The sequence below is a fragment of the Treponema sp. UBA7567 genome, assembly GCF_002476655.1.
Taxonomy (GTDB): Bacteria; Spirochaetota; Spirochaetia; order Treponematales; family Treponemataceae; genus Treponema_D.
Genome location: NZ_DLLH01000068.1, coordinates 1 through 6,892, shown reverse-complemented (window position 1 = coordinate 6,892; position 6,892 = coordinate 1). Strand labels below are relative to the sequence as shown.

The 6,892-nt window shown below is 39.1% G+C and carries 4 protein-coding genes and 2 tRNA genes; 5 read left to right on the top strand and 1 reads right to left on the bottom strand.

The window, feature by feature from the left end:
- The 4 genes from B3Y13_RS08575 (at position 1) to greA (ending at position 4,211) form a co-directional block, all read left to right on the top strand.
- Positions 1 to 59 (top strand) — tRNA-Lys (locus B3Y13_RS08575).
- Positions 60 to 124: 65 nt separating this feature from the next.
- A tRNA-Leu gene (locus B3Y13_RS08570) sits at positions 125 to 204 on the top strand.
- A gap of 331 nt (positions 205 to 535) precedes the next feature.
- On the top strand, positions 536 to 1,474 hold the full coding sequence (locus tag B3Y13_RS08565; protein ID WP_296668992.1) for a hypothetical protein: 939 nt from the start codon (positions 536 to 538) through the stop codon (positions 1,472 to 1,474).
- A 31-nt stretch (positions 1,475 to 1,505) separates the two neighbouring features.
- The gene (gene greA, locus B3Y13_RS08560) at positions 1,506 to 4,211 is read left to right on the top strand and encodes a transcription elongation factor GreA (protein WP_296693962.1); all 2,706 of its coding nucleotides are present in this window, start codon (positions 1,506 to 1,508) and stop codon (positions 4,209 to 4,211) included.
- Positions 4,212 to 4,316: 105 nt separating this feature from the next.
- Here the strand turns inward: greA and B3Y13_RS08555 are convergent, their stop codons facing one another.
- Positions 4,317 to 5,543 (bottom strand): pyridoxal phosphate-dependent aminotransferase, encoded by a 1,227-nt coding sequence (locus B3Y13_RS08555; protein WP_296022709.1) that lies wholly within the window; start codon positions 5,541 to 5,543, stop codon positions 4,317 to 4,319.
- A gap of 200 nt (positions 5,544 to 5,743) precedes the next feature.
- Here B3Y13_RS08555 and B3Y13_RS08550 point away from each other — a divergent pair, with 200 nt between their 5' ends.
- On the top strand, positions 5,744 to 6,814 hold the full coding sequence (locus B3Y13_RS08550) for a PTS transporter subunit IIC (protein ID WP_296668997.1): 1,071 nt from the start codon (positions 5,744 to 5,746) through the stop codon (positions 6,812 to 6,814).
- Positions 6,815 to 6,892: the final 78 nt, after the last annotated feature.

Here is a 6,892-nt window from a genome sequence, read left to right as displayed (position 1 = left end):
TAGCTCAGTTGGTAGAGCAACAGACTCTTAATCTGTGGGTCCGGGGTTCGAGCCCCCGGTCGCTCATATTTCGGTTTTACGAAATAAAAAATCGGGATCGAGACTTCTGTCCTTGCCGTAATCTGCGAGAGTGGTGAAATTGGCATACACGCTAGACTTAGGATCTAGTGCTTCGGCGTAAGGGTTCAAGTCCCTTCTCTCGCAAAATTCTTCTCCCCCCCCATAAAAAAATAGCAAACATATTTTTTCTTAATCTAGTCATTTCCTCTATTGGTTTTAAATTCATTCTTAATTTTCTCAAAAAAAAACAAGCTGCATGTTGTTTTTCCGTCCAAAACTTAGAGCCAAACCAAAAATTCGCTGTCTTTATTAAAAACTTTCTGTTATTTTTACGTGTAACTAAATTAAAAAAAATTAACAGAAAAAACCATTGACTTATTTACTCAAGTAAAGTATAAATTATGCCCCATTTTTGCTTTTTTTTATAATTTATTGACTAACACCCCCATTTTGCTATAAATTTAATACAGTCGTTATGAGTGTTCAATCTGAAGAAGGATTAAAACAGGCTTACAAAATGCTTTCTCAAGGAGAGCCAGCAGAGGCAAAAAAACTTCTTGCGGATATTTTGGAATTCAACCTCGACAACAAAGAGATTGATTTTGCAGTCTGGTGCTGTTCTTATTGGATTGATTTTATAAAAAAACTGGCAAAATCCGACTTTTACGAACGTGGAGAAAGCATTCTATTTCAGTGGAAAACTTTCGAGGAAGCGTTCGGCAAAAAAAAAGAAATTTTTGCAAGAACAGTTTTTTCGGTGCAGACAGGAGTATTTTCTCTTGCACTGGACAGTTTTAGTTCTGTTTCACAGGAAAATACAAGACTTCCGGCTCAAAAGGCAGATTTGCTTTTAAAAATCGGAATCTGCAACAAAAAACTCGGAAAGTACGACATTGCGCGTTCAAACCTTATGGAGGCAAATAAATTTCTTCCTGGTTCGGCGCAGATAATTGCCGAAATGGCCGACTGCTGTGCCCTGTGCGGGTTGGAAAACGAGTCAAAAGTTCTTTTTCGGGAAGCATTTTTTATCGACGCAAGAAAAATCGATATAAGCATGCTAGATTCAGAACTTATAAAATGTCTTGTTCAGAAAATAAAAGACGACCACGGATACAGCGGCTCAGAACTTCAATATTGGATTCCAGTTTATGCGGTTCTTTATGGAGTTTTTAATATAAAGCGTGAGCTTCGGAGCGTAGAGGTTTTAAAATTAAAGCAGGATATTTATGAAACGGAAAACGAAATTAAAAATCCTGCTAACAATGTAAATCAGTTAAAACCAAAATTGATTTACATGTATTTCTGGTTAGTTGATCACTACATTCAGAAAAACCAGACTGGAAGCGAAGTTAGCGACCTTTTACTAAAAATCAAGATTTTAGACAGAAATGTCTATGACTTGTATATAAAATAATAAGTTTTGGAATAATTTTTTTTACAGGAGTATAAAATGTCTGCAGAAATCGTTACAAAAGTACAGGACATGCTCAAAGNNAGCAATCGGCAACTACACAAAGAACAACCTTATCGAGCTGTCGGAAATTATCGAAAAAGCAGAAGCAGAGGATTGCACTGCGGAAATAAAAGCAATCTGTGATGAACAGCTTTCTCACACAAAAGACAGCATCATTGCGCTTTATATTTCGGGAATTCTCGGTTTAAAACATGGAGATCTTGACAATTCGAATTTGGTAACTCTTGTAGACATTTTCCAGAAAAATTACAAAGAACCGGTTGTAACCTATCTTTGCGAAACAATTCTCGACATTGATCCTAATAACAAATTTGCCCTCCGCACACTTGCAGATATTTACCGTGCAGCAAATGATCCAAAAGCTTGGGCTCTTTACGAAAAAATTGTAAAAATTGACGTTGAAGAAGCTGAAATCGCAAAAATTCTCGCAGAACATTACGAAGCAGAAGGCGATGTAAAAAATGCCGTTGCTTATTGCAAAAAAGCACTTCTCCGCTTTGTTAATACAAACAACCCAACCGCATTAAAAGAAACTTGGGCAAAACTCGTTTCTATGATTCCTGACGAAATTGACTTCTTCCTTCTCGTACAGCGCAAAGTAGAAAAATCAATCAGCGCAGAAGAAAGCTCTCTTCTTCTTCACGGTCTTTATCCGTACTACAAAGACAACGCGCCTTCAGATCCTAAAAAATGGGATATTGCAATTCAAATTCTCAAAATAATTCTCAGAATCGATCCAAAAGATTCTTGGGCAAGAAACGAAATTGCAGCCTGCTTCCAGGGAAAATACGCTAAAAATCCAAACGTCAACGACTTTATCGCTTCATCAAACCTTACTCAGAATTTCCGCAACGTATTTGAGGCAATCAATGATTTTGAAAAACACATTGCTTTTGGCGTAAAAAATTTCATTTACCACAGAACATGGGGCGTTGGAATCATCACAAAAGTAGAAAATGACAATCTTTTCATCAACTTTGGAAGAAAGAACGGAGTTAAGCAGATGTCTCTCAAAATGGCAGTAAGCGCGCTCCAGCCTCTTGCACGCGACCACATCTGGGTTCTCAAGGCAACAAAATCAAAGGACGATTTACAGAAACTTTTCAAGGACAACCGCGACAAAACTCAGGCTCTCAAAATTATAATCAAGTCTTTCGGAAACAGCTGCGACTTCAAAAGAATCAAATCGGAACTAGTTCCTTCTATTTTGACTCCTGGAGAATGGACTTCTTGGAACACGGCCGCAAAAAAAACTCTCGAAACAAATCCAATTTTTGGTGTAAATCCAAACAACATTAACGAATACATTGTTCGTGATGCTAAAATTTCTACAGAAGAAAAACTCAGCAACGAATTCAAGGCTGAAAAACAGTTCGCTCCACGTGCAGATGTCTTCATGAGATTTTTCAAAAACGAAGAAGCTGATAAAGACAGCGAATTCTTCATGGATATGTACAACTATTTCAAGGGTTTTTTAAAAGGCGCACATCAGGCAAACGAGCAGGTTGTAGCTTCTTACCTTATAGTTCAGAAAGTAGGTGCTGAAATGCCATCTTTGGCAGTTCAGCTCAACTACACTTTTGAACAGCTCTACCGCGACATTGACAATCCTCGCGAAATGTACACTCTTCTCAAAGACACAAAAAATACAAGTTTCCAGGCTGACTTTCTAAACCAGATAAAACTTTTGTCTGACTGGGTTGACCAGTACATTGAGCTTTTCCCGACAGTTCTGAACAAAAAAATGCTCAACGAAATTATTGAAAATGGAAATACAGAAAAAGTTCAGAAACTTGCCGTAAAAGTATTTGAAAATTTCCGCGACTACCGCAATGCAGTCCTCTTCTTCTTTGAAGAATGTCAGGATGACGAATGGTTTAAACAGTCTGGAATTTCTTATCAGAAACAATTGATTACAATCGTAAACATTATCGATCAGTCTTACCGTGAAATCGATAATCACGTTGATACTACAGAAAATAAAAAAATCATTAAAAACGCAATAAAATTGATTTTTGACGGCGAAAATGCTTATGCAAACTACATGCTTTCATGCGACATGGACACAATGACTCACCTTTACACTCTTGTTGATGACATTGTTAACCTTGAAGGCATTTACAAGCAGGCTTTGCGCAACAAAATTCTTTCAAAGTATCCAGATTACAAATTCCGCGCAAAAGAGGAAAAGACAAACGCTCCAAAGGGAATGCTCGTTACAAAGGCAAAGCTCGACGAGAAAAAGGCTCTCGAAGCAAAAATGACAACTGTTGACATTCCAGCAATTGCAAAGGAAGTTGCGGATGCAAAGGAAAAAGGCGACTTGAAAGAAAACGCTGAATATATCGCCGCAAAAGAAGCGCAGCACAAGCTCAACAACGACTTGAACCGTCTTCAGGGCGAACTTGCACGTGCAGTTATCTTCGATCCAACAACTGCTACAACTTCGATGGTTTCTTTTGGAACAGAAGTCGTTCTAACAAACAACGCTACAGGAAAAGACGAAAAATACATTATCATGGGACCGTGGGAATCAGATCCGGATGCAGGTATCATTTCTTACATGTCTCCGTTTGGCAATGCAATTCTCGATTCAAAAGTCGGCGAAAAACTTGAATTTACAATTAACGAACACAAAAATGACTACACTGTAAAATCGATTAGACTTGCCAAATAAAAGGTAAAAAAGAGGCTGCCCTTCAAGACAGGCAGCCTTTTTTTTGCAAAAAAAATGAATAAAAAAAGCAGAACTTAAAAAAATTCTGCTCAAAATTCTAAAGTCTTATTTTTTAAAAATCTTATTCAAAGCTTTTACAAGCTGAACATTTTCTTCGTGGGCTTTTATCGAAACTCTGTACCAGCTTAAATCCATTCCATAAAAATCCGAACAACCACGGATTACGATTTTTGACATTGCCAGAGCCTGGCACAAAGGCGCCTTAAACGGATTTGGCGAAGAATCCTCTTCGTTGACCAAAGACTGCTTTTTCGGACCGTTATGACCTTTTTTATCCTTTGCATGCTCTGAGCCGGAAGCATAATCCAACGCCGTTTTCTGTAAAGTTTCATTAAGTTGAACGAGAATATAATTTCCTTCACCACGCAAAACTTTTGCTCCGATTGATTCAAAATAATCCGATAAATATTTTCGTTCTTCGGTTACAAGCTTGAGCATCTGACGGTGCCAACTATTGCTTTCAATTTCTGCCTGCATTACCGCAGAACCTGTTACCTGGGCGTCCGTACTGATTGTCCACGGACGCATTGCATTAACAAGAGGATTATAAACGCTGGAACTAAAGCAAAGCGCGTATCCCAAACGAAGTCCTGCCATTCCATAAAATTTTGTAAATGCATTGAGAATTATAAGATGCGGGAATTCATCAGCGCGGTCTATAAGCGCGCGGACATTTTTTTCGGCAGTTTCGCTAAACTGACAGAAACAGGAATCCAAAACAAGAACAGTGTCCGATTTTTCGCAGAGCCTGGCAATTCTTACAATCATATCCAAAGGCATCACGTTGCCTGCCGGGTTTGAAGGACTTGCCATAAACATAAGCGGAACTCCGCCCGAAAGAATTTTTTCAAGATGCTGAAAATCATCTTCCGTAAAAACAAAGTCGTTTTTCTTTTCGAGGGTAAGGTGAAGAATTTTTTCTTCGCTGCATGCCATCAAAAGCGCATTTTCGTATTCAGAAAAGGCAGGCTCAACAATCAGGTTAAAAGCCGTTCCCTGAACATTTTTTCCAAAAACCATAGAAATAAGCTGAGTAATATCAGCAGCGCCAGAGCCGCACAGAATTGGCCCGTCAAAATTCCAGTATTTAGCAAGAGATTCTTTCAGTTCCGTACAATTAGGATCCGGATAAGCCGCAATAATATCTGGATTTAAGGAAAGCGCAAGCAATGCCCTCGAAGCAGCCTTGTGAACTCCCAAAGGACTTGTGTTAGCAGAAAAGTCCAGATAATCATTCAGTCTTCTTGAATTAGTTCCACCATGAAAAAACATAACAGAATTATTATATCATTTTATTTAAATCTCTCAAAGATAAAACACGGCATAAATTGAATTTTAACTGATTTTTTGCTAAATTAGACAGGAAATTCAGATGTTACGTTTGGGATGACCATTATTTTTCGGCATCAGCAAGTATATCAATGACACTACCATATTTTCTCCCGCTAACGCGGTGTTTACAGGAGGACGTTATGAACAAGTACGTCAAACGGTATCTTATTGATGCTTTGGGTGGAATGGCGCAAGGTCTTTTCGCTTCGCTCTTAATCGGAACAATTGTAAAAACTCTTGGTCAGCAGCTTTTGCGGCTTGGCTCAAACCCAATTTTTACTTTTTTAGTTGATGCAGGTGCTTTTGCTTCGGACGCTCATGTTGTCGGAGCGGCTATGGCAATAGGAATCGGTTTTGCAATGCAAGTTCCTGCACTTGTTCTTTTTACACTTGCGGCAACAGGAAGCGCGGCAAATGTAACTGGTGGAGCTGGAGGACCTCTTGCAGTTCTTTTTATCGCAATTCTTTCAGCAGAAGCAGGTTGCCTTGTAAGCAAAAAAACAAAAGTTGATATTATTGTTACTCCGCTTGTTACGCTTTTAACAGGATCATTGCTAACAGTCATTACAGCAAAATACATTGGAAAAGCAGCAAGCGCCTTTGGAAACATAATTGTCTGGGCAACAACACTCCGTCCTTTCTTGATGGGAATGATAATTTCTCTTCTTGTAGGGGTTTTGCTCACTTTGCCAGTAAGTTCAGCAGCGATCTGCGCAGCTCTCGGTCTTACAGGTCTTGCAGGAGGAGCGGCAGTCGCCGGTTGCTGCGCGCAAATGGTCGGTTTTGCAGTATTGAGTTTTAAGGAAAACCGCTGGTCAGGACTTTTGAGCCAGGGGCTTGGAACAAGCATGCTCCAAATGCCAAATATCATCAAAAATCCAAAAATATGGATTCCGGCCTGCCTTTCTTCACTCATCACAGGTCCTGTTGCAACCTGCATTTTCAAAATGGAAATGAATGGAGCAGCGGTAAGTTCTGGAATGGGAACCTGCGGCTTAGTAGGTCAAATCGGCGTCATTTCTGGCTGGTTCAATCCTTCTCAGACAGCACTTTCCCACGGAGCGTCAGCAGCTGCTCCTTCAGGATTCGACTGGCTTGGACTTATTCTCGTATGCTTTGTTTTACCAGGAATTTTAACATGGCTTTTTGGGAAATTTTTCAGAAAACTTGATTGGATAAAAGACGGCGATTTACTTTTGGAAAATAGCTAAAACAGTTCTATAATGTAAAAATTGAGATTCATATTAGATACCCTTGATTTCGAGTTTTATAATTTAATGTCATTATCG